General features: G+C 69.6%; 26 protein-coding genes and 1 riboswitch. Of the genes, 8 read left to right on the top strand and 18 right to left on the bottom strand.

Going from position 1 to position 24,674, the window contains the following annotated elements; translation table 11 throughout:
- Nucleotides 1-29: 29 nt before the first annotated feature.
- Nucleotides 30-1,205 (bottom strand): DNA recombination protein RmuC, encoded by a 1,176-nt coding sequence (locus tag PKE75_RS12520; protein ID WP_271169057.1) that lies wholly within the window; start codon nt 1,203-1,205, stop codon nt 30-32.
- Nucleotides 1,206-1,309: 104 nt separating this feature from the next.
- Here PKE75_RS12520 and def point away from each other — a divergent pair, with 104 nt between their 5' ends.
- The 3 genes from def to truA are packed head-to-tail and all read left to right on the top strand — an operon-like array spanning nt 1,310 to nt 3,596.
- Complete coding sequence (gene def, locus PKE75_RS12515) at nt 1,310-1,882, top strand: peptide deformylase (RefSeq protein WP_271169056.1); 573 nt, start codon at nt 1,310-1,312, stop codon at nt 1,880-1,882.
- Nucleotides 1,883-1,918: 36 nt separating this feature from the next.
- Entirely contained in the window at nt 1,919-2,854 is a 936-nt protein-coding gene (gene fmt, locus PKE75_RS12510) for a methionyl-tRNA formyltransferase (RefSeq protein WP_271169055.1), read from the top strand.
- Between the two features lies 1 nt (nt 2,855).
- On the top strand, nt 2,856-3,596 hold the full coding sequence (gene truA / locus PKE75_RS12505; protein ID WP_271169054.1) for a tRNA pseudouridine(38-40) synthase TruA: 741 nt from the start codon (nt 2,856-2,858) through the stop codon (nt 3,594-3,596).
- Between the two features lie 10 nt (nt 3,597-3,606).
- On the opposite strand, the gene PKE75_RS12500 is transcribed toward truA, so the two are convergent.
- Genes PKE75_RS12500 through PKE75_RS12490 form a run of 3 tightly spaced genes read right to left on the bottom strand, consistent with a single transcriptional unit; the run spans nt 3,607 to nt 6,810 of the window.
- The gene (locus PKE75_RS12500) at nt 3,607-4,572 is read right to left on the bottom strand and encodes a glycosyltransferase family 2 protein (protein ID WP_271169053.1); all 966 of its coding nucleotides are present in this window, start codon (nt 4,570-4,572) and stop codon (nt 3,607-3,609) included.
- A gap of 10 nt (nt 4,573-4,582) precedes the next feature.
- Entirely contained in the window at nt 4,583-5,425 is an 843-nt protein-coding gene (locus PKE75_RS12495) for a WecB/TagA/CpsF family glycosyltransferase (RefSeq protein ID WP_271169052.1), read from the bottom strand.
- Complete coding sequence (locus tag PKE75_RS12490; RefSeq protein ID WP_271169051.1) at nt 5,422-6,810, bottom strand: O-antigen ligase family protein; 1,389 nt, start codon at nt 6,808-6,810, stop codon at nt 5,422-5,424. Before PKE75_RS12490 ends, PKE75_RS12495 begins: the two co-directional genes overlap by 4 nt.
- Nucleotides 6,811-7,003: 193 nt before the next feature.
- On the opposite strand from PKE75_RS12490, the gene PKE75_RS12485 reads away from it, so the two are divergent.
- Entirely contained in the window at nt 7,004-7,936 is a 933-nt protein-coding gene (locus PKE75_RS12485; protein ID WP_271169050.1) for a glycosyltransferase family 2 protein, read from the top strand.
- Nucleotides 7,937-7,943: 7 nt separating this feature from the next.
- Here the strand turns inward: PKE75_RS12485 and PKE75_RS12480 are convergent, their stop codons facing one another.
- From PKE75_RS12480 to PKE75_RS12465, 4 genes are all read right to left on the bottom strand, one after another.
- Nucleotides 7,944-8,924: an NAD-dependent epimerase/dehydratase family protein gene (locus PKE75_RS12480; protein WP_271169049.1), complete on the bottom strand. Its 981-nt coding sequence runs from the start codon at nt 8,922-8,924 to the stop codon at nt 7,944-7,946.
- Nucleotides 8,921-10,384, bottom strand: coding sequence for an oligosaccharide flippase family protein (locus tag PKE75_RS12475; protein ID WP_271169048.1), 1,464 nt, complete (start codon nt 10,382-10,384; stop codon nt 8,921-8,923). Before PKE75_RS12475 ends, PKE75_RS12480 begins: the two co-directional genes overlap by 4 nt.
- A gap of 9 nt (nt 10,385-10,393) precedes the next feature.
- The gene (locus PKE75_RS12470) at nt 10,394-11,854 is read right to left on the bottom strand and encodes a GumC family protein (protein ID WP_271169047.1); all 1,461 of its coding nucleotides are present in this window, start codon (nt 11,852-11,854) and stop codon (nt 10,394-10,396) included.
- 225 nt (nt 11,855-12,079) lie between these two features.
- Nucleotides 12,080-12,544, bottom strand: coding sequence for a nuclear transport factor 2 family protein (locus tag PKE75_RS12465; protein ID WP_271169046.1), 465 nt, complete (start codon nt 12,542-12,544; stop codon nt 12,080-12,082).
- 160 nt (nt 12,545-12,704) lie between these two features.
- Here PKE75_RS12465 and PKE75_RS12460 point away from each other — a divergent pair, with 160 nt between their 5' ends.
- A complete protein-coding gene (locus PKE75_RS12460) occupies nt 12,705-12,836 on the top strand; it encodes a hypothetical protein (RefSeq protein ID WP_271169045.1) in 132 nt (43 codons plus the stop codon).
- 244 nt (nt 12,837-13,080) lie between these two features.
- A complete protein-coding gene (locus PKE75_RS12455; RefSeq protein WP_271169044.1) occupies nt 13,081-13,476 on the top strand; it encodes a DUF983 domain-containing protein in 396 nt (131 codons plus the stop codon).
- A 43-nt stretch (nt 13,477-13,519) separates the two neighbouring features.
- On the opposite strand, the gene PKE75_RS12450 is transcribed toward PKE75_RS12455, so the two are convergent.
- Complete coding sequence (locus PKE75_RS12450; RefSeq protein ID WP_271169191.1) at nt 13,520-14,854, bottom strand: MFS transporter; 1,335 nt, start codon at nt 14,852-14,854, stop codon at nt 13,520-13,522.
- 226 nt (nt 14,855-15,080) lie between these two features.
- Here PKE75_RS12450 and PKE75_RS12445 point away from each other — a divergent pair, with 226 nt between their 5' ends.
- Nucleotides 15,081-15,806: a GntR family transcriptional regulator gene (locus PKE75_RS12445; protein ID WP_271169043.1), complete on the top strand. Its 726-nt coding sequence runs from the start codon at nt 15,081-15,083 to the stop codon at nt 15,804-15,806.
- Between the two features lie 7 nt (nt 15,807-15,813).
- Here PKE75_RS12445 and panB read toward each other — a convergent pair whose 3' ends face one another.
- The 6 genes from panB to PKE75_RS12415 form a co-directional block, all read right to left on the bottom strand.
- Nucleotides 15,814-16,698: a 3-methyl-2-oxobutanoate hydroxymethyltransferase gene (panB, locus tag PKE75_RS12440; protein ID WP_271169042.1), complete on the bottom strand. Its 885-nt coding sequence runs from the start codon at nt 16,696-16,698 to the stop codon at nt 15,814-15,816.
- Between the two features lie 110 nt (nt 16,699-16,808).
- On the bottom strand, nt 16,809-17,111 hold the full coding sequence (locus PKE75_RS12435) for a DUF6166 domain-containing protein (protein ID WP_271169041.1): 303 nt from the start codon (nt 17,109-17,111) through the stop codon (nt 16,809-16,811).
- Nucleotides 17,108-17,311, bottom strand: coding sequence for a hypothetical protein (locus PKE75_RS12430; protein ID WP_271169040.1), 204 nt, complete (start codon nt 17,309-17,311; stop codon nt 17,108-17,110). The genes PKE75_RS12435 and PKE75_RS12430 overlap by 4 nt, the downstream gene beginning before the upstream one ends.
- Nucleotides 17,312-17,346: 35 nt before the next feature.
- Nucleotides 17,347-17,736 carry a hypothetical protein gene (locus PKE75_RS12425; protein WP_271169039.1) on the bottom strand — a complete coding sequence of 130 codons (390 nt, stop codon included), beginning with the start codon at nt 17,734-17,736 and terminating at the stop codon, nt 17,347-17,349.
- A 7-nt stretch (nt 17,737-17,743) separates the two neighbouring features.
- Nucleotides 17,744-18,538: a sterol desaturase family protein gene (locus tag PKE75_RS12420; protein ID WP_271169038.1), complete on the bottom strand. Its 795-nt coding sequence runs from the start codon at nt 18,536-18,538 to the stop codon at nt 17,744-17,746.
- Nucleotides 18,539-18,803: 265 nt separating this feature from the next.
- Complete coding sequence (locus PKE75_RS12415; protein WP_271169037.1) at nt 18,804-19,907, bottom strand: 2'-deoxycytidine 5'-triphosphate deaminase; 1,104 nt, start codon at nt 19,905-19,907, stop codon at nt 18,804-18,806.
- A gap of 79 nt (nt 19,908-19,986) precedes the next feature.
- Nucleotides 19,987-20,066: riboswitch (SAM riboswitch) on the top strand.
- Nucleotides 20,067-20,121: 55 nt separating this feature from the next.
- Between PKE75_RS12415 and PKE75_RS12410 the strand changes: the two genes are divergently transcribed.
- On the top strand, nt 20,122-21,321 hold the full coding sequence (locus PKE75_RS12410; protein WP_271169036.1) for an O-succinylhomoserine sulfhydrylase: 1,200 nt from the start codon (nt 20,122-20,124) through the stop codon (nt 21,319-21,321).
- Between the two features lie 33 nt (nt 21,322-21,354).
- Here PKE75_RS12410 and PKE75_RS12405 read toward each other — a convergent pair whose 3' ends face one another.
- The 3 genes from PKE75_RS12405 to PKE75_RS12395 all read right to left on the bottom strand — a co-directional run bounded on the left by PKE75_RS12405 (nt 21,355) and on the right by PKE75_RS12395 (nt 24,669).
- On the bottom strand, nt 21,355-22,275 hold the full coding sequence (locus PKE75_RS12405; protein ID WP_271169035.1) for a DUF6492 family protein: 921 nt from the start codon (nt 22,273-22,275) through the stop codon (nt 21,355-21,357).
- Nucleotides 22,272-23,423, bottom strand: a complete 1,152-nt coding sequence (locus tag PKE75_RS12400; RefSeq protein ID WP_271169034.1) for a Gfo/Idh/MocA family oxidoreductase — start codon at nt 23,421-23,423, stop codon at nt 22,272-22,274. The genes PKE75_RS12405 and PKE75_RS12400 overlap by 4 nt, the downstream gene beginning before the upstream one ends.
- 181 nt (nt 23,424-23,604) lie before the next feature.
- A complete protein-coding gene (locus tag PKE75_RS12395; RefSeq protein ID WP_271169033.1) occupies nt 23,605-24,669 on the bottom strand; it encodes a zinc-binding metallopeptidase family protein in 1,065 nt (354 codons plus the stop codon).
- Nucleotides 24,670-24,674: the final 5 nt, after the last annotated feature.

Here is a 24,674-nt window from a genome sequence, read left to right as displayed (position 1 = left end):
CGCCGTAACGGCCGTCGAGCGCCCCGACCCTACTCCGCCGCCTCGCGTCCGAGCGGATTGGGGAGGGTCTCGACCGCCGGTCCCGCGCCGAGCTCAAGCTGCTCGAGCCTCAGTCCCCGGCGGGCGAGCTTCTCGGCCGAGACGCCGATCTGATCGAGGTCGCCGACCGCCTGGCCGAAATGGGTCTTGAGCTTGTCGACGCGCTCGCCGATGCGGCGGACATCATCCAGCAGGCGGCCGACCTCGGCCTGCAGCAGATGCGCCTGGTCGCGCATCGCGGCGTCGCGGGTGAGCCCTTGCACCACCTGGACCGCGAGCATCAGCAGGGAGGGCGAGACGATCAGCACGCGCAGCCGATGCGCGCGCGCAACCACGTCGTCGAAGCGCTCCGCGAGTTCGGCGTGGATCTGCTCGGAGGGCACGAACAGCAGCGCGACGTCCTGCGTCTCGCCGGCGATCAGGTACTTCGCGGCGACGTCCGAGACGTGCTTGCCGACGTCGGCGCGCACCCGCGTTTCGGCGGCCTTCAGGGCGTCCGGCGTCTCCGCGACCCGAAGGCGCTCGAAGCCTTCGAGCGGAAACTTGGCGTCGACCGCGAGCGCTCTGGAATCGCTGGGCAGGCGGATCAGCGCGTCCGGCCTCACCCCTGTCGAGAGCTGCCCCTGGAACGTGTAGCCCGTGGGCGGCAACGCGTCCCTGAGGATCGCCTCCATCCGCCCCTGGCCGAAGGCGCCGCGCGCGGGCTTGTTGCCGAGGATCGCCTTGAGATCGGTGACGTGGCCTGCGAGCGCGCCGATCTGCGCGCCGGCGGCGTCTATCACCGCAAGCCGCGCCTCAAGCCTCGAGAGCTGCTCGGCGGTCGCCTGACCGCTGGCGGCGAGCCCGTCGCCGACCCGCGCCCCGACGGCGTCGAGACGCTCGGCGACGCCGCGCGCGAGATCCGACTGCCGGGCCCCGAGCGCCGAGGAAAAGGCCTGAAGCCGCCCCATAGCCTCCGACTGCAGCCGTTCGAGCCCCGCAAGCCGCCGCTCCGCCTCCTCCGCGCGCAGCGCGGCGTCGTAGGCCTCGGCGCGACGCGCGCCGCCGGAGCGCATGAGAACGAGGAGCACGAGGAGAAGCGTGGCGAGCGCAGCCGCCCCGATCGCAGCCAGCGCTTCGCCGGCCGTCACGACATGGCCCGAGAAGATGAAAAGCGTCTGGTCCATCACGCCGCCGAGCTTACAAGGAACAAATAAAGAACATGTTGACGCGGGCGGCGCAAGGTCCTATCCGCGGGTTTCCAGCCCTTTCAGCGCTTTTCCAAGACGCCATGGCCGCCTCACCGCTCGTCTATCTGCCCGACCCGAAGCTTCGGCTCGTCAGCGCTCCCGTCGAGCGCGTCGACCCGGAGACGGAGGCTCTCGTCCAGACGATGTTCGACACGATGTACGATTCGTCGGGCATCGGCCTCGCCGCGATCCAGATCGGCGTCGCCAAGCGCGTCGTCACGATCGACCTCGCAGGCGACGAGGAGAAGCCGCAGCCGCTGGTCTTCATCAATCCGGAGATCGTGAAGGCCTCGGAAGAGCTTCAGGTTTACGACGAGGGCTGCCTGTCGATCCCGGAATATTTCGAGGAGGTCGAGCGTCCCGCCCGCGTCACCGTGCGGTCCCTCGACCGCGAGGGCAAGCCGCAGGAGATCGAGGCCGAGGGGCTGCTCGCGGTCTGCATCCAGCACGAGATCGACCATCTGAACGGCGTGCTGTTCATCGACCACATCTCGCGGCTGAAGCGCGACCGGGTGACGAAGAAGTTTGAGAAGGCGCGCGCGATCGGCGAACTGCCGAGCTTCCCGAAGCGCGACAAGCGGGACCGGCGGGCGCCCGAGCCGGTCGCCTCCTGACGCGTCCCGCGACGGCGTCAGCGCGAGGGCGATGACATGAGCTTGCGTCTCGTCTTCATGGGCACGCCGGATTTCGCCGTCCCGACGCTCTCCGAGCTCGTCGGCCAGGGCCACGAGATCGCGGCCGTCTACACCCGCGCGCCGAAGCCCGCCGGCAGGCGGGGCATGGAGCTGACCAAGACGCCGGTGCACCGCCTCGCGGAAGGCCTCAACCTGCCGGTCTATACGCCGAGGACCTTTCGCGACGAGGAGACGCTTGAAGCCTTCGCGGCGCATGAGGCGGACGCGGCGGTCGTCGTCGCCTATGGGCTGATCCTGCCGAAAGCCGCGCTCGACGCGCCGGAGCTCGGCTGCCTCAACCTCCACGCTTCGCTGCTGCCGCGCTGGCGGGGCGCAGCCCCGATCCAGCGCGCGATCATGGCGGGCGACCCCGAGACCGGCGTGATGGCGATGAAGATGGAGGAGGGCCTCGACACCGGGCCGATCGGCATGGCCGAGCGCGTGACGATCGGGCCGGACGAGACCGCGGGCGAGTTGCAGGACCGGCTGAGCCTGCTCGGCGCCGATCTGATGGCGCGGGCCGTGTCCGCGCTCGGGCGCGGCGGCCTGACGTTCCGCCCGCAGGCCGCGGACGGCGTCGCCTACGCCGCGAAGATCGCCAAGAGCGAGGCGCGCATCGACTGGAGCGCGCCCGGCGCGGAGGTCCACGACCGCATCCGCGGCCTGTCGCCGTTCCCGGGCGCATGGTTCGAGCTCGAGGGCTCCCGCGGGCCGGAGCGCGTCAAGGTTCTGCGTTCGACCCGCGCGGACGGGGCCGGAACGCCCGGCGAGCTTCTTGATAGCCGGCTTACTATCGCCTGTGGCGACGGCGCGGTGCGGCTTCTCCAACTGCAGCGCGCCGGCAAGGAGCCGGTCGAGGCGACCGCTTTCCTCCATGGCGCGCGGCTCGCGCCCGGCGCGCGGCTCGGCTGAGATGCCGCGCTATCGCCTCACGATCGAATACGACGGCGCGCCCTATTGCGGCTGGCAGCGGCAGGCGAACGGCCAGTCCGTCCAGCAGGCAATCGAGACCGCGATCGAGGCGTTCGTCGGCGAGCCGGCGGTGGTCAGAGGCGCTGGCCGCACCGACGCAGGCGTCCACGCTTCGGGTCAGGTCGCGCATGTCGATCTCGCGCGTCGCTGGAGGGTCGACCAGGTGCGTGACGCGACCAACGCGCATCTCGTGCCCCAGCCGGTGGCGGTGATCGACGTCGCTGAGGTCGCCGACGATTTCGACGCGCGGTTCTCCGCCACCCGACGGCATTACGTCTATCGCATCGTCGACCGCAGGCCGCCTCTGGCGCTCGACCGTGGGCGGGCGTGGCGCGTCGTGAAGCGGCTCGACGTCGCCGCGATGGATCTCGCCGCCAAGCGGCTGGTCGGCCGCCACGACTTCACGACCTTCCGGTCGGCGGCCTGCCAAGCCGCGAGCCCGCTCAAGACGCTCGATCGGCTCGACGTGTGCCGCGACGGCGACGCCGTGCTGATCGCGACAAACGCGCGCTCCTTCCTGCACAATCAGGTGCGCTCGATGGCGGGCTCGCTGGTCGAGGTGGGCCTCGGCCGCTGGAGCGCGGACGATCTGGCGGCGGCGCTCGCCCGCGCCGATCGCGCGGCCTGTGGCCCCGTCGCGCCGCCCCAGGGGCTCACGCTGATCCAGGTGGACTACGACTGAGCGCGATCGCCTACGCCGCTTTCGCGCGCGCCGCGTCGTCCTCGCGGTAGATCGGATAGAGCGCGCCGAAGGACAGTTTGCCGAGCACGCCCGCCCAGCGGAACGCGTAGTCGGCCCGCGCGGCGCGCCCGCGCAGGATATAGGCGGGCGCGGCGCAGGCGAGCAGCACGGCCTGGGCCGCCGCCTTGATCCGCAGCGTCCAGCGCGCCAGCGCCGGGTTGCGGCTCGAGCGGGCGACAGCCGCGGCGTAGGCCTGCCCCCCGGCGTAGAACCGACGATTTAGATAGCCGGCTTCACATCTTCGCGCCGGGACGTATTCGAGCACGCGCGCCTCGGGCAGCCAGCCGAACCGCACCCCCCTCGCCTGCAGCCTGCAGAACAGGTCGAGGTCTTCGCCGCCGGCCTGGCCGAACGCTGGATCGAACGGCTTCGCGCCGGTGATCGTCGCGGCCCGCCGGAACACCGAATTGTTCGTCGCGAGCGTGATCCCGGGCGTCTTCTGCGGACCCATCGCGAACAGGTCGAGGCCGGCAGGTCCGTCGAGCTCGCGCGAGAACAGGTTGCGCATGGCGTCGGTCGCCTTCGACGGATCCTCGAAGACCGCCCCCACACGTCCCAGAAAGATGTCGTGAGGATGCGCGGCGAGCCCCTCCGCCACCGCTTCGAGCCACCCGTCGCGCGCCTCCTGATCGTCGTCGATGAAAGCGAAAGCCGGCGACGCGCTCGCCGCGATCCCGGCGTTGCGGGCCACCGATATGTTCGCCGGATGCGCCTGGACGTAAATGATCTCGAACGGGCTCTCGGCCCTCAACCGCTGGACGACCGCCTCCGCCGAGCCGCCGTCGCTGTTGTCGGCCACGACGATCGTGGGCCTCAGCCCGGGCGGCACGCGCTGTACGAACAGGCTTCCGAGCGCCCGCGCGAGCGGCTCCGGCCGCTCATAGGTGCAGATGACGACCGCGAGTTCGAGCGCCATGGCGGACGGCCTATCGCCGCTTCTCGCGCAGGAACAGGCGCAGGATCTTAGGACTCTCGACCAGGTAGCGCCGCCAGAGACGCCGCGGTTCGCACGCCAGGCGGAACAGCCATTCGATGCGCCATCGCGAGACCCAGGCTGGCGCCCGCCGCCTGCGGCCGGTGAGAAACTCGACGCTGGCGCCGATGCAGAGCCCGACGCCGGTCGCGATCCTGCGGCGGCGCAGCCGCTCCGCCAGCATCTCCTGCTGCGGCGAGCCGATGGCGAGGAAGACGAACTGCGCCGGATGCGCCTCGATGAAGGCGACGGTCTCCTCGAAGGCCTCCCGGTTCGAAAGCAAGCCCATAGGGGCGTCGTAGTGGACCGCGTTCAGGAGCCCCACGGTCGAGATGAAATTCTTGAACAGCTCCGTGTCGCCCCCGACGAGCAGCACCGGCGCCGAGCGCGCGAACTGGGGGTCCGCGAGCAGTTCCACGACCAGATCGGCGCCGGGGACCGCCGGGAGATCGAGCCCTTTCCAACGGGCGAGCAGCTCGATCGCGCGGCTGTCGTTGAGGCAGAGCCATGCGCGCGAATAGGCGAAGGCGAGCTCCTCCGACCGCTCGATGCGCACGACATGCGAGGCGTTCGGCGTCACGACCGGCGCGAACGGCGAGCCCTCCGGCCGGGACAGGATGAGCGACGCCGCTTCCTTCAGCGTCAACTGGTCGAACCGCACCCCGAGGAACGAAACGCGGGCGTCGGCCGGAGGCTCGGTCTGGGGCGTCTGGGACCGGTTGGTCCGCGCTGCGTCCGCCGGAAAGGAGGCGGGCGGAGGTCCGGGCCGATCTCTGCCGGTCGCTGCGGTGTTCATCGCGCGCTCCCCAGGGTCCGATCCGGAACGGGATTCCTGACCCGGACGAGGTCGTCAGCCGATGCGATATCCCTGCAACGGGATAGCACGAGAAGGGCGAGCAGCGCGACGTTGCAGAAGGCGATGCCGCGCATGAACAGGGTGGCCTCGGTCAAATTGTGCAGGAGATGCAACACGAGCAGCAGAGCGAGAGCGCCGATCGCCGCGCGCTCGGGCCGGCCGATCGACCGCCGGGCCGCGAGCGCGACGCCGCGCGCCGCCCCCCAGGCGACGACGAGCGCCGCGACGATCATCGCCGGCAGGCCGATATGAAGCCACAGTTCGAGATAGCCGTTATGCGCCTGGTTGATCTCGCCGCTCGCGATGTCGCCGAGCCAGCTTCCGGGATCCATCCGCAACAGGGGGTCGTTGCCCGGGCCGACGTCCCAGAACGCGCCGTAGCCATGGCCGAGCCAGGTTCGCTCGTGCGCCGCGTTGAGCGCGAACGCCCACAGTTCGTCGCGGCCGGTGAAGGTGGCGTCGCCGAACAGCGCTATCGCGAGCTGCGTCTTGTCGAAATCGAACGCGGCCAGCGTCAGCAAAGCGGCTGCGAGCGCGAGCGACAGGAGCAGCACGACCGCGAGCACGAAACGCGCGCCGATCTTCTCGGCGAGCGCGAACACCGCCAGCAGCGCGAGCGCGAGCACGGTGAGGCCGATCGACGTCTTGCTGCGGGAGATCGCGAGAAACGCCGCCGCCGGGACGATGGCGCACAGCCCGAGGACGACCGAGCGGCGCCGCCGGGCGCCGAGCGCCCAGGTCGCGGCGACCACAACGGCGATCATCGAGACGATCCCGGCGACGTTCTTCTGGGTATAGATGCCGCGCACTCCGAGATCTGTGATCGCGCGGGAGGGCGCGGCGGCCGTCACCAGCAGGTTGAGGATGACGACCGTCGTCAGCGCGACTACCAGCGTGGTGTGGAAGCGTCGGAGATCGGTCACGCCGACCGCTATTCCCGCAGCCGCGATCGTGAGGAACACGAGCAGCATCGCGCGGCGGATCGTCAGGTCCGGATAGTCGGACCAGACCACGCTGAGCAGGCAGAACCCGACGACGGCGATCAGGCCGGGATTCCGCAAGGCCATCCGGCCGGCCTCGCGGAGGTTCGCCGCGAGCGCCGCGAGCGCCAGGAAGACCATGCCGAGCACGACGAAACGGTCGAGCGGACTGCCGTCGACGCGGTCGGCGGCGGCGGAGGGGTCGGCGAGCGGCTGGGTGCCGATGAAGACATAGGCGAGGAAGGCGACGAACAGGCCGAGATGCAGCGCGCCGCGCCACCCGACGGCCGCAGCGGGACGGCGCCCGGCGGACGCAAGCCCTGCAGTGATGGCGGCGTCGCTCATGCCGTCCTGCTTCCCGCCCGTTCAGAATGTCTTCCGGGCTCAAGTGTAGAAGAGCGCAAGCTCCCTTAACGAAGGCTTCAGCGCGCGGCCCGACGCCAAGAAAACACTCGACGCCGGCGAAATCGCGGCGTCGCTTAATCGAACTTTCAACCGTCACGACAGTATGTGGCTCATCATGGAGCCTTGGGTCCCGATGGACGCCGTCACGATCGTCATACCGACGCTCGACCGCCCCGCCCCGCTGCGGCGGGCGCTGCTCAGCGCGCTCACCCAGCAGGGCCTTGACGACCGCCAGCTCGAGATCGTCGTGGTCGACAACTCGCGCGACGGGTCGGCGCGACGGACGATCGACGACCTCCCCGAGGCGCCCGGCCGTCTCATCCGCTATCTGTCGCTTCCCGTTCCGGGCGTCGCAAGCGCCCGCAACGCCGGGGTCGCCGCGGCCGGCGGGCGCTGGATCGCCTTTCTCGACGACGACCAGGAGGCGTCGCCGCTCTGGATCGCAAGCCACCTCGCGGTGTTGCGCGCGACCGGCGCCGACGCCGTGTTCGGGCCCGTCGAGGCGCTGCCGGACGGCCCGGGCGAGATCGGCGGCTTCGCGCCCTACTTTTCGCGGACGATCGATCGACCGGACGCCGCCGACGTCACCGACCTCGGCGCCTATCTCGGCACCAACAACTCGATGTTCGAGCGCGCGCGCTGCCTCGACGAGGCGGCTCCGTTCGACCCGACGCTCGACCAGACCGGGGGCGAAGACAGCCTGCTGATCAGGCGGCTCGTCCTGTCCGGCCGCCGCTTCGCCTTCGCCGCCTCCGCCCACGTCATCGAATGGGTGCCGCCGCGGCGACTGAACTGGGCCTATGTGCGGAAGCGCAAGTTCCTGAGCGGCCAGATCCGCAGCTTCGTCAACCTGAAGGTCAGCCCGGCGCGATGGGGAGACACCCTGATCTGGATGGCGGTCGGCGCGGCCCAGTTCGCTCTGGCGGGGGTGGCCGCAGCCGCATTCGCTCCTTTCGACCGCGAGCGCTCGTCGCGGGCGCTCGCCAGCGCCTATGGCGGGCTTGGCAAGCTGCTGTGGATGCCGCGCTTCCGTCCGGCGCTCTACGGCTCAGGCCACGTTTCCTGAGCGCGTCTCAGCGCAGGCTGCGGCGCAGCCCCTCGTCCAGGCCGATAGCAGGCGTGAAGCCCAGCAGCCCCGCCGCCGCATCTGTCGGGTAGCTCGCGCGTAGCGCGAACAGCGTGATCTCTCCGGACGCAGGCGCGAGCGCTGTGGACCGGAGACCAGGCAGGCCAAGGCGCCGCCACAGCTTGGCAGGAACGGCGAAAGCGCGTCGCGCGGCGATCGTCGCGGGGGACAACTCCCGAAGGGGCGGCGCGCCGAGCGCGTCGGCCAGTCTGGCGAAATACGCGTTCCAGCTCGGCGTCTCCGGCCCGATCACGTTCAGGGCCGGCGCGCCCCTGAATGCGTCGTCCGACAGACGCCGGCTCGCCTGCGCGATGAGGGCGACGACATCGTCGACATGGACGAGCGGCGCAACACCCTCGCCCGCCGGCCCGAACGACCCCCAGGCGCCGAGCCGGATGCGTTCGGCCATCTTGTCGATCCAGAACCGGCTGCCCGCGCCGTAGACCACGCCCGGCCGCAGGATCAGCGCCCGTCGGCCGGGCGCGGCGTCGGCCCAATCGCGCACCAACGCCTCGCAGGCGCGCTTGGCTTGCGCATAGGCGCCGAGAGCGCCTAGCGGCGCGGCCGTCTCGTCGACGACGCCCGACCGCTCGCCATAGACCGCGATGGAGGACAGATAGATGAGCGCGCTCACGCCTTCCGCGCTCATGGCGTCGAGCAGCCGGACGCATTGCGGCGCCATCGCGGCGTCGGGCCCATAGGCTGCATGCACCACGAGCGACGCGCCCGCGACCGCCGCGCGGACCTCCGCCGGATCGTCGAGATCGCACCGGACCGGCTCGATCCGGCGATCGTCCAGAAGCGCCGCCGGCAGCGGCGTGTTGCGGTAGGCGGCGCGAACCGGCACGCGCGCGGCGAGGGCGGCCGCCACGCCGGAGCCGATGAAGCCGGCCGCGCCCGTCACCAGCGCCGGACCGGGCTCCGTCACAGGCGCACCGCCTCCGCCTCGCGCAGCGAGCCCAGCAGGGCGGCGAGCGCGTTTCGGGCGAACAGGCGGAGCAGCAGCGCGTAGACCGCGACGCCGAGCGGCACCGCGATCGCAAGCGCGACGGCGTCGCCGTGAGGCTGAAGCACCGCGATCGCGCCCCAGACGACGACGCCCATGGCTCCGGCGAGCGCCCAGGGCGGCAGAAACGCCCGCAGCCGGTCGATGCGCGACCAGCCGAGCAGGGCGGCCGGCAGCGCGATCGCGAGACCCGCCTGCGCGGAGTCGCCGACGATGCGCGCGATTCCGACGGAAATCGGTCCGAGCGAGCTGTCGACGATCAGCGCGATGACGGTCGCGACGAAGCCAAGCACGCTCGCGAGCAGTCCAAACTCCGGCCGGGCCTTCGCGGAAAGGGCGGTGTAGAACAGCCGCGCCGGGAGGGAGATCGCGCCGCCGATCGCAAGGCACACCGCGATGTGCGATGCGGGCTCCCAGCCGGGACCGGCGACCACCGGAAGAAGCACCGGCGCCACCGCCGCGAGCCCGACGAAGATCGGCGCGATCAGGAAGGCGGTCTGCGAGGCGATGGTCTCGGCGCTTTCCTTGAGGCGCACATGGTCGTGGGCGGCGGCGGCGAAGAACGAGAAGGAGACGTTGTGCGCGGTCGAGGTGACGGCGCCCCGGATCGGCTCGATCAGCCGCATCGCCATGTTGACGTAGCCGAGCGTCGTCACGCCGTAGACCGCCCCGACCATGTTGTTGAAGGCGAGATAGATCAGGTTGTCGGCCAGCCGGTCGAGGAAGGAGAAGCCTGCGAAACGGCTGAGATCGCGAAGATGCGGCGTCGACCAGCGCGGCAGGATGACGACGCCGAGCCGCCACTGCAGCAGAAAGGCGCGCGCGATCATGACTGCGAGCCGCACCGAGATCAGCGCCCAGAGCCCGGCGCCGGCGAAGGCGATGGCGAGCGCGATCGAGATGCCGATGGCGTGGCCCGCGAGGTTTGCGAAGGCGACGTCGTTGAACCGCCGCCGCCGCCGCGCCAGCGCCGTCGCGATGTCACTGTGCCCGCTGAAGAACATGGCGATCGCGGCGACAGGCAGCAGCCAGCCGATCTCGGGCTCGTCGTAGAACGCGCCGAGCGCCATGCCGCCGGGGATCGAGAGCGCGAGCAGCGCCAGGCCGGTCGCCCAGGACGCCGCCAGAGCCGCCTCGAGATGCTTGCGCCGCAGCGCCTTGCGCTGGGCGAGCGCCTCCTCGAACGGAGCGCCGACGAACACCGACATGACGGCGACGACGGTGAGCACCAGCGCGGTGACGCCGAAGTCGCGCGGCGACAGCATGCGCGACAGAACCGCGGTGCTCAGCGTCAGCAGCAGGATGCGGCCGCCGGCGTCCGCGCCGGCCCAGCCGACCCAGCCGAGCACCCGGAGGCCGCCGGATCGCGCTTTACGGGCCATGGATCGGTATCAGCTCGCCCGCGCCGCCCGGCGGACATGGTCCCCGGCGCCGGCCCCGCTGGCGGGCGGGGTGCGGACGGCGACGCGCTCGCGCGCCACGAAAGCCGGGACCCGGCTTTCGCCGATCGAAAGCAGCGCGAGCAGGGTGACGAGGCCGATCGCGAGGATCACCCCGACGAGGGCCCCGACGATCGCGAAGACGATCGCGCCGAACAGCGCCGAGCGACCCTCGGTCGGCAAGGCGACCGAGACGACCCGCAGGTTTACGGTCGCGATCCGGCCGAATTCGTTGGCCTCGCGGGCGCGCGTTTCGAAGGTCGCGAGCAGCGCCTTGTTCGCCTCGACGTCCTGGCTGAGCGAGCGCAGCTCGATCTGCGCCTGGCGCGCCTTCGAGACGTCGGCGGAGAGCGCGGCGACAGTCTGGGTGAGGCCCTGTTGCTCGGCGCGGGCGCGGTTGAGATCGGCCTTCGCAGCTTCGCGGATGCGGTTCAGCTCGCCGACGATCCGGCTGTCGATCTCCGAGACGCGGCTGCGGGCGCTGGCCAGCGCCGGATGGCGAGCGCCGAGGTTCAGGCTGAGTTCGGCCAGGTTCTCCCGAGCCGCGCTCAGGCGCTCGATCAGATAGGAGATCGTCCGCATGTCTTCGGTCGGCGTCAGCGCGCCGAGCGAACCGAGGTCGCGCTGGGCGCGGTCGAGCTGGTCGACGCGGCCCTCGGCGCGGGACAGCCGCGCCTGGCTGGCGCTGAGCTCGGTCACCGCCTCGCCGAGCTTCTGCTCGACGATCAGCTTGTCGCCCGACGCCACGAGGCCGTTCTGCCGGCGGAATTCCTCGGCCTTCGACTCCGAGTCCTGCAACCGCTTGCGCAGTTCGTCGAGACGGCCGGTGAGTTCGCCGGTCAGCCGCCGACCGGCTTCGGCGCGGCTCGCGGCGTCTTCGTCGATGAACGCCTTCACCACGCCATTCGCGAGCCGCGCGGCGAGCTCGGGGGTCCGCGCGCTCGCGGTGACGTCGACGATGTAGCTGCGTTCGTTGCGCTTGATCGTGATGGCGCGCGACAGTGCGTTGAGCGCGGCCGGATCCACCGGTTTGCCGTCCACGCCGAGGCTCGGGCGCAGCCGCATGTCGCCGGCGGGATCGCCCTGCTGCGTCTCGGCCGGCGAGATCGCGTCGTCGTCGCCGGACTTGAGGTCCTCGCTCAGGCTCTCGTCGCGGATCACGCGCGCCAGCACCCGCTCGGAGCCGATGACCTGCATCTGGCTTTCGACGAAATTGACGGCGGCGTTGGCGTCGAGCTGGCTGTTGACCGGCTCGTTGGAGAACACGTTCATGCCGCGGGGATCGATCAGGATCTGCGCAGTCGCGCTGAATTTCTGAGGCAGCGCGGCCCGCGCCGCCAGTCCAAGCGCGGCGCCCGCGATCGCGAACACCAGGACGAGCCAGATCGAGCGCCGCAGTCGGGCGGCGAGCATGGCGAAAGCCTCCGGCCACGCTCCGTCGGACGAAGACCCCCGATATCCGCCGTTCGGCACGTCCGCCATGGGTCCGTCGGTTCCGCTCATCGCATGGGCGCGGCCCTGCGCCAATCGCCGGCAATCGCCCGCCTCAAGATGAGGGCTTGCACGCTCCGCTCATGATTCTGGCGCGACATCGTTAATTTTTTGGCGCCGCGCGCCAGCCGGGTCTCCTCGCTCGGCTCAGAAACCGAGATCGCTGAGGCTCGGATGATCGTCCGGCCGGCGCCCGAGGGGCCAGCGATATTTGCGATCGGCTTCCTCGATCGGATGCTCGTTGATGCTGGCGTGCCGGATTTTCATCAGGCCGTCGGCGTCGAACTCCCAGTTCTCGTTGCCGTAGGCGCGGAACCAGTTGCCGCTGTCGTCGTGATATTCATAGGCGAAACGCACTGCGATGCGGTCGTCGGCGAAGGTCCAGAGCTCCTTGATCAGGCGGTAGTCGAGCTCCTTGGCCCATTTGCGGGTCAGGAACGCCTCGATCTCGGCCCGGCCGTTGATGAACTCCGCCCGGTTCCGCCAGCGGCTGTCGGGCGTGTAGGCGAGCGCGACCTTGGCCGGGTCGCGGCCGTTCCAGCCGTCTTCGGCGGCGCGCACCTTCTGGATCGCGGTCTCGCGCGTGAACGGCGGCAGAGGCGGACGGGACACTGGACTCTCCTGCGCAAGCAAAGCCGGCCGTCGAGCGGACTGGCGACCCTCGATCAGTCAGCCTCTCAATCTCGCCCATCGGCGCAATCCTCACAACCGGACGTGCCGCCTTAAGGGGGTCGACGCGGGAACAAACCTCGTCGCCGCGACCTTCAGTGTGATGCGATTCAAGCAGTGGTGGACGAAACACGAGGCCGACGTTCGCTTCGGCGACTTTCTAGGAGCGCTGTTCTTCGCGATCCTCGCCGTATTCCTCGCAGTCCACCTGCCCGGGAGCGGCCCTCGACAGTGACGCCCGCGGAACGGCCGAAGGCGCTTGGCCTGGCGGAAGGGGGGCGATGCCGCCTCGAGGCCAAGCCGCGCGCCGTTCCGGCCTACGTCGACGACATGGAGGCGCAGAGTCAATAGCGGGGCCGGCATGGGCGGCCATCGGCTGCGCCTCTGCTCCGGACTGATATTTCAGGCGGCGCGGGCTTACATTGTCCAGGCAGGGAAATGCCCGCATCCGCGACGTCGTTCCCCGAGAAGGAGACGCCATGCCAGGCGACGCGCCCACCCGTCCTCAGGTCGCCAATCCGATTCTCGCGGGAATCAAGGGGCGCTGTCCCCACTGCGGCGATGGCCGTCTGTTCGACGGCTTCCTGAAGCTCGCGCCGAAATGCGACGTCTGCGGCCTCGATTATTCCTTCGCCGACCCCGCTGACGGGCCCGCCTTCTTCGCCATCACCTTCGCATGCCTGCCGTCGGCGTTCTTCGCGGTCTGGCTCGAGGTCGCCCACCAGGCGCCCTACTGGCTGCATCTCTTCACGACGCTGCCGCTGATGCTCGCGACGATGATCCCGCCGCTGCGGCCCCTGAAAGGCTGGCTGGTGGCGAGCCAATACATCAACGACGCCCATGAGGGGCGGCAGTACGCGAAGGTGGAAAAGTGACCGGCCGCGGACGCAGATGCGCCCGCGACCGTTCGGCTGCAGCCTATCCGGAAATCGCCTCGAGCGATTTGCCCTTGGTCTCGACGCCCAGGATGAGGACGGTGAGGGCCGCGATCACGAACGAGCCCGCGCCCAGCGCGAAGACTCCGCCGTGGCCGAGCGTCGGCAGCACCACCCCGATCGCATAAGGCCCGATCAGCGAGCCGATGCGGCCGACGGCCGAGGCGCAGCCCGCCCCCGTGGCGCGAGCGCGCGTCGGGTAGAGCTCCGGCGTGTAGGCGTAGAGGACCGACCACATGCCGAACAGGAAGAACTGCATCAGCAGCCCGAATACGATCAGCAGCTCGAACGACGGCGCGTGGCCATAGGCGTAGGCCGCGGCCGCCGAGCCGAGCAGCATCAGGGCGCACGTGCCCTTGCGCCCCCACGCCTCGACGAGCCAGGCCGCGGTGATGAAGCCCGGCACGCCCGCGAGCGAGATCAGGATCGTGTAGCTCACCGACTTGGTGACGGAATAGCCCGCCTCCTGGAGCAGCGCGCCGAGCCAGGTGGTCAGGCCATAGAAGCCGAGCAGGGCGAAGAACCAGGTCGTCCAGATCATCACCGTGCGGCTGGCGTAGCCCTTCGACCAGAGCTCGAGGAAGGAGAAGCGCCGCTCCCCCCTCGCCTGCGCCGCGAGCGGCCGCGGATCGTCCAGCGTCCGGCCCGCGGCGAGCCGCGCGGTCACCTTGGACTCGATGTGGCTCATGACGCGCTCCGCCTCGTCCGAGCGCCCCTGGTCGGCGAGCCAGCGCGGGGATTCCGGCACGAGCACGCGGACGACGAACAGGAAGAGCGCGGGGATCGCCTGCGCCAGGAACATCGTGCGCCAGCTGAAATAGGACAGGAAGAACAGGCTGAGCAGGCCCGCGCAGATGAAGCCGAGGGGCCAGAATCCCTCGAGGATCGCGAGATAGCGGCCGCGTTTCGTGGTCGGCACGAACTCGGAGACGATCGCCAGAGCCACGGGAAACTCCATGCCCATGCCGAAGCCGAGCATCAGCCTCGCATAGCCGAGAGCCGCGGCGTCCGGCGCGTAGGCGCACCAGAGGCTGCCCGCGCCCCAGAATATCATGCTGATCTGAAACACCGTCCGGCGGCCGATCTTGTCGGCCAGCATGCCGGCGAGGGCTGCGCCCGCGAACATGCCGAGGAAGCTCATGCTCGACAGTAGCCCGGTCTGGGCGGTCGTGAGGTTGAACTCGGCCTTGATCGAGCCCAGCAGGAAGGTGAGCGAGCCGAGATCGATCGAGTCGAAGAACCATGCGGTCGCGACGATCGAGAAGATCATGCGCTGGTAGCCTGTCATCGGCAGCCGGTCGAGCCGCGCCGCGATCATGACGTCAGACGCTGTCGCGGCGGTCGGGCGTACGCCCGAGACGCCGGCCGCAGCCCCAGATCCGAACGTAATGTCCGCCATCCTCAGTCCTCCCCTGTATCTGTTTTTTCTTATTGAAAAGTATCAGTCATATATCAGAGCCACACAAGCCACACTTCGTCGAACTCTTGGCGGGGCCGACGACGGGCTCTAGGATCGGGGCCTCCTTCGACGCGTCGTGGATCCGATGACAGACTTCGCAGAGCAGCCGGCCGCAGAGATCAAGGACGGCCCGTCGCCGGCCGTGGTCGAGCGGGCGACGGGCGACGACCGCTCGGCGGCGACGCTCACCGATCAGGCCTATCTTCAGCTCGAGGAGCTGATCACCACGCTGCAGCTGCCCCCCGGGGCCTTCCTGAGCGAACTCGCCTTGTCGGAGCGCCTTTCGATCGGCCGCACCCCGATCCGCGAGGCGCTGCAGCGCCTCGCCCGCGACGGGCTGGTCGTCGTCATTCCGCGGCGCGGGATCCTGGTCTCCGAAATAAACCTGAAGAGCCAGCTGCGGCTGCTCGAGACGCGACGGGTCCTTGAGGCGCTGCTCGCGCGTCTCGCCGCGGAACGCGCGGATCCCGCCGAGCGGCGCCGGTTCGCGGAGATCGCAATCGCGATGCGCGCGTCGGCTGCGGCCGCCGACGATCTCGCCTTCATGCGGCTCGACCGCGAATTCAACCAGCTGACGGCGGCCGCAGCCCGCAACGAGTTCGCGGTCCGCTCGATCAGCACGATGACCGCGCTGTCGCGGCGGTTCTGGTATCAGCACTACCGCGAGGTCGGAGACCTGCCGTTGTCAGCTCGGCTCCACGCCGAGGTCGCCGAGGCGATCGCAAGCCGCAACCGGGAGGCGGCGTCGGCCGCCTCCGACCGGCTGATGGACTATATCGAGAGCTTCGCGCGCAGGACGCTCGAAATCTGAGCCGCGCTCAGATCTGCCGCCGCTTCTCGACCATCGCGGCGAACTTCTCGAATTCCTCGTCCTTCACCGAATAGGAATGGTCGTCGTCGGGGAACGCGCCCTCCTTCACCTCGCGGACATAGTCGCGGATGCCGGCGACCGCGACCTCGGTCAGCTTGGCGTAGCGCTTGGTGAACTTCGGCTTGAAGTCGGTGAAGACCCCGAGCAGGTCGTGGCAGAGCAGGATCTGGCCGTCGGTCCCGACGCCCGCGCCGATGCCGATGGTCGGTATGGTGAGCTGGCTGGAGATCAGCGTCGCGATCCGCGCCGGCACAGCCTCGAACTCGAGCATGAAGCAGCCGGCGTCCTCGATCGCGAGCGCGTCCTCCAGGATCTTCATCGCGGCGTCCGCCGTCTTGCCCTGGATCTTGAAGCCGCCGAAATTCGCGATCGTGTGCGGCGTCAGGCCGATATGCGAGGCGGTCGGTATCCCGGCGTCGACCAGCGCCTTGAGGATGTGGGCCTGCGACCGTCCGCCCTGCGGCTTCACCGCGTCAGTCAGCGCGTCCTGCATGAATCGCGTGGCGTTCGCCAGCGCCCGGTCGACCGTGTGGTAGCTCTGGTAGGGCATGCAGCCGAGCACGAAGGTGTTCGGCGCGCCCCGGCGGATCGCCTGGGCGTGCATGACCATCATGTCCATCGTCGCGGGGATCGTGTTGGCGTGGCCATGGGCGATCATGGCGAGACTGTCGCCGACGACCGCGACGTCGACGCCCGCCATCTCCGCCCATTTGGCGGACGTGTAGTCGGGGACCGACATGTAGACCATCTTCTCGCCCGAGCGCTTCGACTCCCGGATCTCGCTGATGGTCCGTTTCTCGCGCGGCTTGGTTTCGACGGTTGCGCTCGGCATGGGCGATCTCTCGGAGGCGGCGCGCAGCTCTCGCGGCGGCCGCTCGTGACGGAATCTCCGGCTGGAGCCGGAAGACGACGGGAGGGGAGGGCTGGAGGGTCGACGGCGGCTCAGGCCGCCGCTGCTCCGGGGCCGGCCAGCGCGCGGTCGACGTCAGCGGACGTCATCTCCCACTCGTTCTGGAAGTTCGCCACGACGTCGCGCATGAAGCGCTCGGCTAGCCGCTCGGCCCGGCTTGCGTCCCCGAAATGGTCGAGGAGGATCGCGAAGGCGAGCTGACGCGGGGCGGGCCCCTCGTAGCTCCATTCGAAATCTTCGCAGTAGCGCTTGAGGTCGTCGCGCGGGTCGAGAACGGCGCCGTCGACGGTGACGACGACGCCGTCGATGGTGCGGTCGCCCTGATAGGTCTTCATCGCGCGGCGACCTTCGGCTTGTTGTCCGCCTTGCCGCGCATCACCTCGGGGAAGATCCAGAGGCTGCCGGCCGTGAACGGCCCGAGAAACAGCACCGCCATCTGCGGCCCCGTCTTGCCGAGCCAGCCCATGTAGAACCAGCCGGCGACCGCCGCGAGCAGCACCACGACCGTCAGGCCCATCTTGACCGGGAATGGCATCGTTTCCTCCGTTCGGGTTCGTCTTGTCCCGTGTTTCAGGCGGCGTAGACGCCGCCGACGAGCTGAAGCGCCGCGATCGCAGCCGCGGTGAGGCCGAGCATGATGGCGAGGCCCGACAACCCGTCCCGCCAGCGCTGCGGCCAGATGTGGAAGACGCCGGGCGCGAACAGGAGGGCGAGGCCGGCGACGATCACCACGCTCGTCCAGCGCAGGTGCTCGACGCCGTAGAGCGTCGCGCCGACCGCGAGCGCGGCGAAGGCGAGCGCGTTGACGACCGCGAGCGGCGCGCCCGCGGGATGGCCGGTCAGATCGTCCCGCGTCGACAGCGGGAAGGCCCCGGCGACCACATAGAAGCCGAGACCCGCCACGCCCGCGAACAGCGCGAACCAGAGGAGCGCCGCGACGTTCGGCTCGACCATCGCCATGTCGCCGTCACTCCGCCGGCTGGGCGAAGCCCGCCTGCGTCCGGGCGCCAGGGGTGCGCGAGGTCTTGCGCATGTCCTTTCGGACGTGACGGGTGCTGTAACCGTTGAACAGCGTCCCCAGCAGGCCCCGGTCGAGATCGGACGTGCCGAACAGCCAGTCCATGATCGGGAAGGTGAGGTTCATGTTGCGCTCCATCATGATCGACTGGTCGTGATGGGCGGTGTGGTGGCGCCTGTTGGTGTTGATGAACGGCATGTTCGCCACGAACCAGTTCTCGTCGACATGGCAGCAGAAATGCATGAACTCGTAGATCATGTAGATCGACGTGGTGGTCGTGATGAACAGCCAGCCGACATTGGGCGAGAACAGCAGCCCGAGCGCGATCGCGCCGGGGATCGACATCAGCGTGAAGGTGGCGAGCGCGTAGGGCGGGAAGAACGTCACGCGGTAGTCGCGGTGATCCGCGAAGCGCATCTCGTGTTCGGTGAAGAACTGGTGATGCTGCAGCGTGTGGCGGTTGTAGACGGCGCGCGCGATCGGATTCCGCGAGGGCCGGTGCATCACGTATCGATGCAGCCACCATTCGAAGAAATTGCAGAACAGGAAGGTCACGGGAACCGTCAGGAGCTCAAGCCATGACGGGGCCGAGACGTTCGACAGGTAGATGTACAGCGCCGTGAAGCCGATCACGTAGATGATCGTGATGTGCAGGAAGCCGTTGTACCAGCCGGCGACGCGCTGGCGGTAGTTCGCGCGATAGAAGCGTTGCCGTTCGGACATGGCGCTCTGGCTGAGTTCCATCAGGTCCTCCTCATCAAGGCTCAGGTCTCTGCTGCGTCCGAAATGTAATATATCAGTGACGTATCACCTTGGCTAGACGTCTGGCGCGCGCCCCGACGCAAACGTCCGCGCGCTGACGCGGCCGCTGGGACTCTCCGGAACAGGAGGGATGTGAGGCGCAGCCGGCCGATCCGCGGCGGCGCGGCGCTCAGGGCGCAACGGCGCGCTCGCGTTTCAGCGTGAGCGTCCGGAGATAGAGCGTGGCGGGCGGAATAACTTTCGCGGTCTAGGCCGCGCGGAAATGCTTGGAGAGCTTGAGCTTCTGGCCTTGGTAGTTCGAGGCGCCGAGCTCGCCGTAGAGCGCGCGGGGGCGCTCGAGCATGCGCTCGTAGACGAGGCGGCCGACCGTCTGGCCGTGTTCGAGGATGAACGGCACCTCGTGGCTGCGCACCTCCAGCACCGCGCGGGCGCCGGCGCCGCTCGCCTGGGCGTGGCCGAAGCCGGGATCGAAGAAGCCGGCGTAATGCACGCGGAACTCGCCGACCATCGGGTCGAACGGCACCATCTCGGCGGCGTGGTCCGGCGGCACCAGCACCGCCTCGCGAGAGGCCAGGATGTAGAACTGGCCGGGATCGAGCACGAGGCCGGAACGGCCGGCGCGGATCGGCTCCCAGAAATCGTCGACGTCCTGAGCGCCGGGGACGTCGACGTCGATCACGCCGGTGTGGCGCTTTGCGCGCCAGCCGACGAGACCCTCGCCGTCGCCGAGCAGGTCGACCGTCACCGCGACGCCGCCGGCGACGTCGGCATGGTCGTCGTCGACCAGCCGCTCGCGCGTCTGGAGCGCCGAAAGCGCGGCGTCGGACAGCCGCGCCTCCCCGCTGCGCAGCCGAAGCTGGCTCAGCCGCGAGCCGGTGCGCGCCAGCACCGGGAAGGTCCGGGGGCTGATTTCTGCGAACAGCGGCCCCCGATAGCCCTGCGGCACCACGTCGAAGGCGCGCGCGCCGTCGGCGATCACGCGGGTGAAGACGTCGAGCCGTCCGGTCGAGCTCTTCGGGTTGGTCGCGGCGGCGACGTCCGCCGGCAAGGCGAGGCTCTCCATCAGCGGCGCGATGTAGACGCAGCCGGTCTCGAGCACCGCGCCCTGGGTCAGGTCCATGGTGTGGAGGCGGTTCTCCTCCAGCCGCTCCGCGACCGTGCGGCCCGCGCCCGGCAGGAAGCTTGCGCGCATCCGGTGCACGACGGAGCCCAGCCTGAGATCGAGGCTCGCGGGCTGGATCTGGTCGGCCGCGGCCGGCCGTTCGAGCGCGATTGCGCCGTCGGCGATCAGCCGCTCGATCGCCTGGCTCGGCAGGATGCCTCCCGCCGGCGCGCCGTCTCCGTTCAGCAAGCCGCGATCCCCCGAGCGTCGTTCGCGTTCGTTTACGCGAACGGGCCGTTGACGCCAAGCGGGCGCGGGACTACCAAAAGCGTTCTCCCGTGGTCCCTTGAGCCGGCCGGCTTGCAGCCACGTTAAAACAACCCGCTAAAAGGCCGGACGCGCGGACGCCGCCTCCCTTATAGGCGTGAACGCGGCCCGGCCGTCGTCCGAGGTCGCAGATATCATGAGCCGCGATAGCCTCCCCGCAGGCCGCTCCTTCAACGCCGCCACCCGTCTGATCCACGAAGGCGAAAGCCGTTCCGGCTTCGGCGAGATGTCGGAGGCGCTGTTCCTCACCTCGGGCTTCGCCTACGACACGATGGAAGCCGCCGAGGCGCGCTTCGACGGCCGCGACCCCGGCTTCATCTATTCGCGTTTCTCGAACCCCACCGTCTCGACCTTCGAGCGCCGGATGATCGCGCTCGAGGGCGCCGAGGCCGGCCGCGCCACCGCGAGCGGCATGGCGGCCGTGACCGCGGCCATGCTCTGCCAGCTCAAGGCGGGCGACCATGTCGTCGCGGCGAAGGCGCTGTTCGGCTCGTGTCGCTACGTGGTGGAGGATCTGCTGCCGCGTTTCGGCGTGCCCTCGACGCTGGTCGACGGCGCCGATCTCGACCAGTGGCGCGCCGCGGTGACGCCGCAGACCAAGGTCTTCTTCATCGAGACGCCGACCAATCCGACGCTGGAGGTTTACGACATCTCCGCGATCGCGGAGATCGCGCATCAGGCCGGCGCGCTGCTCGTCGTCGACAACGTGTTCGCGACCCCGGTGCTGCAGAAGCCGCTCGCGCTCGGCGCCGACGTCGTCGTCTATTCCGCCACCAAGCACATCGACGGGCAGGGCCGCACGCTCGGCGGCGTCGTGCTGGGCTCGGAAAAATTCGTGATGGACCACCTCCACACCTTCCTGCGCCAGACCGGCCCGGCGATGTCGCCGTTCAACGCCTGGACGCTCGCCAAGGGGCTGGAGACGCTCCCGCTCCGCGTCGAGAAGATGCAGTCGAACGCGGCCGCGCTGGCGGACTTCCTGGCGGACCACCCGAAGGTGAAGACGCTGACCTATTGCGGCCGCTCCGACCATCCGCAGGCGGCGCTGGTGAAGAAACAGATGGCGGGCGGCGGCACGCTGATCGCGTTCAAGATCGACGGCTCGAAGGCCGAGGCCTTCCGCTTCGGCAACGCGCTCGAGGTCGTCAAGATCTCGAACAATCTCGGCGACGCCAAGTCGATCCTGACGCATCCGGCGACGACCACGCATCAGCGGCTTCCGCCGGACGCGCGCGCGGAGCTCGGCATCACCGACGCGATGCTGCGGCTCTCGGTCGGGCTCGAACACGTCGACGACCTTCTGCAGGACGTCGAGACCGCGCTGAAGGCGGTGTAAGGCGCGGCGATCCGGAGGGGTCGCCGCAGTCCCTCACCCCGCGTCCTGGCGGGCGGCGAAGTCCTGGGCGCGGGCGTAGAGCGCGAGGCGCGCCTCCAGCGACATCTCGATCGTGGACTGGATCAGGCAGGAGACGTGGTCCGGCCTGATACCCGCGATGAAGGCGTCCTCGTCCGCCCTGCCGCCGAACGCGCCCGACCAGCGCGAATGACAGAGCGAGTCCGGCGCCGCATAGAGCCCGGCGGCGTCGAGCCCCATCACCTTGTCGGCGTGAACGCCGTAAAGCACGTATTCCGCGAAATGCGGCGTGCGGGCGAGCGCCACCTGCCAGGACGAGCCGGTCACACGCTCGATCCGGCCGGTCATCGCCACCAGCGCCGAGCGCCGCCACACCACCAGGGCGTCGATATATTCGGCGTCGTAGAAGTCGCTCGGCGGCAGGCCCAGCAGCCGGCCGGCGGCCGCGTGCCACAGCCGATGGCCGGGCTGCTCGACCTTGACCGGGCTGCGGTAGAGCCGCACCCGGCCGTCCTTCGCGAGATGGTCGAGGGTGAGCTTGCGGACGAAGACGTTGTCGCTGTCGACATGCACGACGATGTCGGTGGTCGCCGAGGCGGTCGCCGAGATCTTCATCATCTGCTGGGCGATCCAGCCGCGCACCGGCTTGCTGAACGGCGTGAAATAGATGTTCCGGCGCGGCAGCCTGAGCAGACGGCGCAGCTTCGGCGCCGGCATCGGGGCTTTCCAGAAGCCGCGCGGCAGGAAGTCCTCCTCGGCGAGGATCCGCCGCCGGCCGCCTCCGAGCGGGGCGAACAGCGCGATGTCCTTGCCGGGCACGATCAGCCAGTGCTCGATCTCCTCGGCCACGAAGCGGTCGACGCTGTCGCAGAGCGCGCGGCAGGCCTCGAAGTCGCCGCGGAACGAGCAGGTGCTGAGCCTCGCGGTCAGGGTCATCGCGCCCAGTCCATCGGTTCGATCGGCGCGAAGGTCGAGCGCACCGTCGCCGGTCGTCCGAAGCGGTCGGGATGCTGGATCATCTCGGTGACCTCCGTCACGTGGACGGCGAAATCCTCGTCGAGCCGGCAGCGCCGGCCGGTCCGGATCGCGTCGGCGAGTTCGGCGACGCCACGCATGAAGTCGAGCGTCGGCCCGCTGCGGCCCGGCCGGTAGGGCGATCTGCGCGCCATCGGAACCCGCTTGCCGCCGAGCGCGGGCAGGCGGCGTTCGAGCGCGCGGGCGAGGCGGCTCGTCGAGGGTCCGCGACGCATGACAGGCGAAGAGAAGTCCCACGGCTCGCGGATCTCGAGCGAGCCCTCCTCGCCGATGATGCGCATGCGGTGGTCGTAGGGCGCGACGATCGAATTGGTGATGCGCGCGACGACCCCGCCGTCGAACTCCAGGCAGCCGACGGAGAAATCCGGCGCCGGATGCGGCAGGGGAGGGTCGGTGCGCTTGTCGGGAACGAGCAGCGCGGAAAAGCCGGTGACCCGCCGCACCGGCCCGAACATCGCGGCGAACACCGTGATGGCGTAGCCGGCGTGCTCGAAGGTGCAGCCGGTCTCGAATTCGGCGCGCGCCGGCCACGGCCGGCCGGAGCGGCTCAGCCACGACCGGTAGTTGGCGCGGTGGACCATGCCGTCGTCGAGCTCGGCGTAGGCGAGGGCGACGCGACCGACCGCGCCGCGGCGGATCTCCGCCCATGCGGTCTGCATGCTCTCGCCGAGCAGGTTGCTCGGAGCCGCCGAAAGCCGGACGCCGGCCGAGCGCGCGAGATCGCGCATCCGCTCCGCTTCCGCCGTCGTCATGCCGAGCGGCTTTTCGGAATAGACGTGGCGGCCCGCCGCGATCGCGGCCTCGGTGATCGCGGCGTGGCTTTCCGGCGTCGTCAGGTTGAGGACGATCGCGCCCGCTTTATCGGCGAGCAGCTCGTCGAGCGAGCGATAGGCGCGGTCGCCCCAGCAGGCGACGTAGGCTGCGAGCCGCTCGGGATCGCGATCCCAGACGCCCTGCAGCTTCAGCGTCGGGTGGAAGGCGAGGCAATGGCGGTAGTAATCCGCCACGAAGCCGCAGCCGACGATGGCGATCCCGGTCTGCTCCGGCATGCGGCGGCCTTGAACTGCGCCTGCGTCCAGGGACGGACGGGCTTCGGGGACGCATCATCCGGCGTCCGGGTTTCGGAAGCGCTAAGCCTCTCTTGGAATTCGGCCCGTCATGGCCTGCGCGACCGGGTATCCGCGACTTCGATCGTCAATCACGGAAGTCATCGACGGCTGCGAGGCCGCCTCAGTTCACCCGGCCATGGACGAGGTCGTGGATAAAGCCGAGCTTGCGCAGCACGGTTTCCGACAGCACGAACGGGTAGGGGTCGGCGGCGCCCATCGAGCGGTTGAGCGCGTTCAGCGCCGCGGCGAGCGCGAGCCACGCGTCGGAGATGTTCGCGATCGTGGTCGTCGGCGCGAAGACGTTGAAGTTGATCATCGCGGTCAGCACGTCCTCGCGGTCGACGCGCGGGTTGACGACGAAGCCCCACGCCCGGCCGGTGTCGAGGGTGTCGGTGATGTGGAAATAGTGCGCCCAGGTCTCCGCGAAGTCCTCCCACGGATGGGCGCCGGCGTAAGTCGAGACGTATTCGCCCTGCCATCCCGGCCTCGGGCCGTTGGCGTAATGGGCCTGGAGCGCGGCGTTGTAGTCGAGGGTGTCGTCGCCGAACACCGCGCGGCAGGCGTCGAGATGACCGCCGTCGCGCACCAGCCGGTCCCAGTACCAGTGGCCGATCTCGTGGCGGAAGTGGCCGAGCAGGGTCCTGTAGGGCTCGCCCATCGCCGTCCGGCGCTTCTCGCGCTCGGCGTCGTCGGCCTCGGCCAGCGCGATCACGATCAGGCCGTCGTCATGGCCGGTCATCACGTGCTGACCCGATGTCGGATCGTTCGACAGAAACTCGAAGCCGAGGCCTTCGGCGTCCTCGGCGCGCGTGACGAGCGGCAGATTGAGCTGCAGCAGCGTGTAGAACAGCCTGCGCTTGGCGATCTCCATCTTCTGCCAGAGCGCGACGTTCGCGGCGTCGGCGAGGTTAGGCACCACGAGGTTGTGCCGGCACGCCACGCAGAACGGCTCCGCGCCGTCGCCCGGCACGACCCAGTTGCAGACGCCGTGGTCGTAGTTCGTGCAGTAGCGCCACTGCCGGCCGTCGCCGCCGCGCCCGACAGAAGTGAAGGCGGTCCCGGTCGGCTCGAGCGCGAGCATGGCGTTGCTCGCCGGCTCGTAGCCAAGGGCGTGGTTGCAGCGCTCGCAGACGACGTTTTCGAAGAATACGACCTGGTCGCAGGATGGGCATGAGAACAGCTTCATCGAAC

Origin of the sequence: Hansschlegelia plantiphila (genome assembly GCF_027922265.1) — a bacterium.
Classification (GTDB): domain Bacteria; phylum Pseudomonadota; class Alphaproteobacteria; order Rhizobiales; family Methylopilaceae; genus Methylopila; species Methylopila plantiphila.
The sequence above is the reverse complement of the archived record's forward strand: the minus strand, read 5'-3'. Positions and strand labels throughout refer to the sequence as shown.

Excerpts from the sequence above, each read along its gene's own strand:
- PKE75_RS12520 (WP_271169057.1), bottom strand. The coding sequence starts at position 1,205 with ATGGACCAGACGCTTTTCATCTTCTCGGGCCATGTCGTGACGGCCGGC.
- def (WP_271169056.1), top strand. The coding sequence starts at position 1,310 with ATGGCCGCCTCACCGCTCGTCTATCTGCCCGACCCGAAGCTTCGGCTC.
- fmt (WP_271169055.1), top strand. The coding sequence starts at position 1,919 with ATGAGCTTGCGTCTCGTCTTCATGGGCACGCCGGATTTCGCCGTCCCG.
- truA (WP_271169054.1), top strand. The coding sequence starts at position 2,856 with ATGCCGCGCTATCGCCTCACGATCGAATACGACGGCGCGCCCTATTGC.
- PKE75_RS12500 (WP_271169053.1), bottom strand. The coding sequence starts at position 4,572 with ATGGCGCTCGAACTCGCGGTCGTCATCTGCACCTATGAGCGGCCGGAG.
- PKE75_RS12495 (WP_271169052.1), bottom strand. The coding sequence starts at position 5,425 with ATGAACACCGCAGCGACCGGCAGAGATCGGCCCGGACCTCCGCCCGCC.
- PKE75_RS12490 (WP_271169051.1), bottom strand. The coding sequence starts at position 6,810 with ATGAGCGACGCCGCCATCACTGCAGGGCTTGCGTCCGCCGGGCGCCGT.
- PKE75_RS12485 (WP_271169050.1), top strand. The coding sequence starts at position 7,004 with ATGGACGCCGTCACGATCGTCATACCGACGCTCGACCGCCCCGCCCCG.
- PKE75_RS12475 (WP_271169048.1), bottom strand. The coding sequence starts at position 10,384 with ATGGCCCGTAAAGCGCGATCCGGCGGCCTCCGGGTGCTCGGCTGGGTC.
- PKE75_RS12470 (WP_271169047.1), bottom strand. The coding sequence starts at position 11,854 with ATGCTCGCCGCCCGACTGCGGCGCTCGATCTGGCTCGTCCTGGTGTTC.
- PKE75_RS12460 (WP_271169045.1), top strand. The coding sequence starts at position 12,705 with ATGCGATTCAAGCAGTGGTGGACGAAACACGAGGCCGACGTTCGCTTC.
- PKE75_RS12455 (WP_271169044.1), top strand. The coding sequence starts at position 13,081 with ATGCCAGGCGACGCGCCCACCCGTCCTCAGGTCGCCAATCCGATTCTC.
- PKE75_RS12450 (WP_271169191.1), bottom strand. The coding sequence starts at position 14,854 with ATGATCGCGGCGCGGCTCGACCGGCTGCCGATGACAGGCTACCAGCGC.
- PKE75_RS12445 (WP_271169043.1), top strand. The coding sequence starts at position 15,081 with ATGACAGACTTCGCAGAGCAGCCGGCCGCAGAGATCAAGGACGGCCCG.
- panB (WP_271169042.1), bottom strand. The coding sequence starts at position 16,698 with ATGCCGAGCGCAACCGTCGAAACCAAGCCGCGCGAGAAACGGACCATC.
- PKE75_RS12435 (WP_271169041.1), bottom strand. The coding sequence starts at position 17,111 with ATGAAGACCTATCAGGGCGACCGCACCATCGACGGCGTCGTCGTCACC.
- PKE75_RS12430 (WP_271169040.1), bottom strand. The coding sequence starts at position 17,311 with ATGCCATTCCCGGTCAAGATGGGCCTGACGGTCGTGGTGCTGCTCGCG.
- PKE75_RS12425 (WP_271169039.1), bottom strand. The coding sequence starts at position 17,736 with ATGGCGATGGTCGAGCCGAACGTCGCGGCGCTCCTCTGGTTCGCGCTG.
- PKE75_RS12420 (WP_271169038.1), bottom strand. The coding sequence starts at position 18,538 with ATGGAACTCAGCCAGAGCGCCATGTCCGAACGGCAACGCTTCTATCGC.
- PKE75_RS12410 (WP_271169036.1), top strand. The coding sequence starts at position 20,122 with ATGAGCCGCGATAGCCTCCCCGCAGGCCGCTCCTTCAACGCCGCCACC.
- PKE75_RS12405 (WP_271169035.1), bottom strand. The coding sequence starts at position 22,275 with ATGACCCTGACCGCGAGGCTCAGCACCTGCTCGTTCCGCGGCGACTTC.
- PKE75_RS12400 (WP_271169034.1), bottom strand. The coding sequence starts at position 23,423 with ATGCCGGAGCAGACCGGGATCGCCATCGTCGGCTGCGGCTTCGTGGCG.
- PKE75_RS12395 (WP_271169033.1), bottom strand. The coding sequence starts at position 24,669 with ATGAAGCTGTTCTCATGCCCATCCTGCGACCAGGTCGTATTCTTCGAA.